Source organism: Deltaproteobacteria bacterium (assembly GCA_005879535.1).
Taxonomy (GTDB): Bacteria; Myxococcota; Myxococcia; order Myxococcales; family 40CM-4-68-19; genus 40CM-4-68-19.
On record VBKI01000060.1, the window covers coordinates 1 to 3707 of the forward strand.

The 3707-nt window shown below is 66.4% G+C and carries 3 protein-coding genes; 2 read left to right on the forward strand and 1 reads right to left on the reverse strand.

All coding sequences use genetic code 11. The features are described 5' to 3' along the window. The first annotated feature begins 43 nt into the window (after nt 1-43). Both E6J58_10030 and E6J58_10035 read left to right on the forward strand, forming a co-directional pair. On the forward strand, nt 44-547 hold the full coding sequence (locus tag E6J58_10030) for a helix-turn-helix domain-containing protein (GenBank protein TMB37884.1): 504 nt from the start codon (nt 44-46) through the stop codon (nt 545-547). Between the two features lie 321 nt (nt 548-868). Then, on the forward strand, nt 869-2116 hold the full coding sequence (locus E6J58_10035) for a hypothetical protein (GenBank protein TMB37885.1): 1248 nt from the start codon (nt 869-871) through the stop codon (nt 2114-2116). 10 nt (nt 2117-2126) lie between these two features. On the opposite strand, the gene E6J58_10040 is transcribed toward E6J58_10035, so the two are convergent. Further along, complete coding sequence (locus tag E6J58_10040) at nt 2127-2639, reverse strand: DUF3224 domain-containing protein (protein ID TMB37886.1); 513 nt, start codon at nt 2637-2639, stop codon at nt 2127-2129. Nucleotides 2640-3707 lie beyond the last annotated feature (1068 nt).

The following is a 3707-nucleotide window of genomic DNA, read 5'->3' on the forward strand; positions in this document are numbered from 1 at the left end:
CCTACTATGACGTCTACTTTCTCGCCGACGACGGGAGTGGAAACTGGCTGTTTCACACCATTACGAACCAAATCTCGGCGACGACGCCTCCGATCAACTACCTCGGCCAGGCACATCTGACCGTCAAGGCCATCGCACCGCTCGCCACCGGCTCGCAGGGATCGTTCGTGACGCCCATCTCGCAGACGAGCATGAAGGTGTCGTTCACGCGTTGAACCGGCGACCATTTGCACCCCAAGCGTGCCCGGAAGCCGCGCAAGCGTCATCAACGCTTCCCAACGCTGCGGAACCCTTCCGATCAGCACCCCTCCCGGCCGTCCAAGGATCGCAACGATTCGTCACGATTCACAGAGATTTTGCTACCAATTTGCTACCAGCGATCGAGCAACTCCTCACGGTGCGCCAGGTCGCCCAGTTCCTCGGCGTCTGCACCGCAACCGTCTACAAATGGGCCGCCGAGGGGGTGCTCCCGCACGTCCGCATCGTCAACGTCATTCGGATCCGGCCCGAAGATCTCACCCGTTTCGTCAACGAAAGATCGCGGTGATGCCGGCCCCGTCCTCAGCTACAGGCGAGTGCTGTCCATGCCCTCCTCATCAGCCGCAGCGCGCGCCTCGTCTTCGAGCGCGCGATGCAGGTCGGACAGGGACAAGTCGGATAGGGGTCGTTCTGTCCTCTCGCCAGTCGGCTCCTCCATACCGGTAGCCTAGCAAAGTCCTGCGCGGCCCGCCTGATGGGCCGGGCGCGCACTGAAGCAATCTGTGTTCGCGGGCAGGACTGGCAATTTTAGTAACGTTGGAGCGACGCCGGCGCTGCCGAGGCTTGTCGGCCGGCAGCCGCGGTGTCACTCTGCCGAGGAGGGTCTCCGATGCGTACCTGCGCCATCGTGTTCGTGCTCGCGTGCGCCTGCGGCCGTGCTCCGGCCCGGGTCGGCAGCGGCGGCCCGGTCGACGCTGGCGCGGAGGTCTTCGCCGACGGCGGCGTCATCGGCAGTTCCGGCACAGCGACCCTGCTCGTGGCGACTTCGGGCGCAGGCCTAGTCCGCGCCGCCAATGGCGACTGCCGCGGGTATTGCACGGTGCGCGGCAACGACATTCACCTCACGGCGGTGCCCGACTCGGGCGCGACGTTCGTGGGGTGGAGCGGCGCGTGCAGCGGTACCGGCGATTGCGATTGGGCGCTCGTCGGCACGGCGACGCTCTCCGCCACGTTCATCGTCGTCCCCCCTTCGGCCCAAATCCTGGTGCCGGCTCCCGCCGGGGCCTCGAACGAACGCGTGGCGCTGAACTCCACCCGCATCTTCTGGACGCAAAGCGGGCCGCCGATCGCGATCTGGTCGATGTCCAAGAGCGGCGGCGACCCCTTCAAGGAGGCCGACGCATCGCCCGCATCCCTCGTGGTAGACGACCGCAACCTCTACTGGACGGACACCGGCACCCTGAATTCGAAGCCGATCGGCGGCGGCGCCGCGACCGTGCTCTTCAAGGGCGGCTTCATCTCGCGGCTGGCGCTCGACGAAACGGGAGCGATCTACTGGACCGAGAGCGAGGGGCCCCAGATCGGAACCGTGCGCCGGCTTCAAGCCGGCGCGATGACCACGCTCGCCAGCGGACAGGACCCGGCCGGCGGGCTCGCCGTCGACGCGACGCACGTCTACTTCGCCCAGTTCAACAAGGCGCAGCAGGGTGAGATCCGCAGGGTTCCGCGCACGGGCGGAGCCGTCGAAACCGTCGTCGTCAGCGGCCGCCGTTATGCAAAAGCGATCCGCGTCGACGCGAGCAACGTGTACTTCCGTTTGTCGGACGACGGCTTCCCTTCGAGCGACACGGGCCATGTCCTCGCGCTCAGCAAGGCAGATTTCACCGTCCGCACGCTCTCCGGCGGCAACGGCATCGACCGGTTCCAGCTTCTTCCGCAGCTCGAGGTCGACGGCGCCGGGGTCTACTGGAACTGGAACAGTGGAACGCCGCCGTACGGCATCTTCCGCGCGAACCCCGACGGCGGCGGTTTTCAGCCGATCGATAGCGACAGCGACACGCCGTGGTACGATCTCGCAGTCGACGCGACGGCCGTCTACTACGTGCACGGCGGCGCGATCATCCGCCATCCGAAGTGACCGGCCGGCCTCATTCGAACCAATAGTCGAGCGTCGCGATCGAGCCTTGTCCGAACTGGCCTTCGAATCCCCCTTCGCCGCGCAGGCCGGCAAGGCCGCCCGTTGCCGATCCCGGCACGACAAACCAGGTCGCCCTGATCTTGCCGTTCTCGACGGTCTCCGACCCCTGGAGCACGAAGGCGCCCTCGCGGCCGCCGAGCCGGCCTCGGAATCGCTGCATGCTGACGAGGCTCGCGAACCCGTCGTCGCGGCGGACCTGGAGGGCGCGGACCGCCGATTCGCCCTCGAAGTCTCCGCTGAACGATTCGCGGATGTGGACCTCGGCCAGCGGCGGCCCTCCCGCCTGATCGTAAGGAGTCGCGCTGGAGTCGTGAACGGTGACCTTCGCTTGCGCGTGCGCGCGCTTGCGCGGCTCCGCGCCCCGCTTTTGCGAGCTCACGTCGCGTTTCTCCTCTCCACGATTCGATGCGCCTGCGGCCAGCGCCGCGCCAGCCGCAAGCATGGCGACCAGGGTTCGCTGCATTGCTGCAAGATGCACCAGCGCGGGCAAAGTTCAACCCGAGCGCAGCAATCTTTACCTGGTCCGACGATGACGCGTCGTCGACGCGAATGTTCGCGTCAGCGCGATCCTTTAAAGCAGCTCGTCGCCGCAGTCGACGCAGCGCACGCGAGCGTATCCGTTGGCGAGAATGCCGCACCGCAGGTATCGCTCGAACTCGGCCACGACGAAGCGGGGCAAACCGCTCCCATCCTCTTCGATCTCCGCCAGGAACGTCTTGAGGTGCCCCCTGAACTGTCTCGTACAGGAGCGACTTCTCCGGCTCGCGGCGGCGATAGTTCGAAGCTCCAGCGAAGGACTGCCGTCGCGCTCCCTGCTCTCCAATCTGCGGCGGATCTGCGTCGGCGCGGCCCAAGGCGCTGGCGGCTTTTCATGAAACGGGCCAATCGTAGCTCGCTCGGCGGGCTTACGTTGCGGCGTCGCGGGAGTAGCGATTCGAGACAGCCGGTGGAGCAGAACGGACAAGCTGAGTCTCGCAGCGATCCCAAGAATCATGCGACCGCCCGACTCCCTCGCCATCTTCAACTCTCCACAAGCTCGAGCTCTTCAGCCGTTACCGCGAAGGCCTGGCGCCGAGCGATGAGAACCGTCGCCGCACGTTCGGCGAGTTGATGGGCCTGTGGCAGGAGCGCTACGGCTCGCGCCTGCGCTCCCAGACGATGAAGCTGTCCGTCGAAAAACACCTGCGCCCTGCCCTCGGCAACCTGCTCCTGGGCGGCGCCGCGGCCGGCCCTGCCGGCGCTCCTCAACTCGAAGATTGGCGAACTCTCTCCTTCGACCCTGAACCATCTCCGCGCTTACTGCCATCGTCTCTACGCCGTCGCCTCAATGCGGTCGGTGGGCTGGTGGATGGGCCCCAATCCAGTCAACCGGCTCGAGCTGCCGAAGTTCAGGGAGCCGAAGCGGAAGCGCCCAACCGTCGCGGCGGAAGATGTGCCCCGCGTCCTGGCTGCGCTCTCACCGAAGTGGCGACCGCTCTTCGCAACCGCGTTCTTCCTTGGCGTTCGCCGCGGGGAGGTGCTGGCTCTTCAG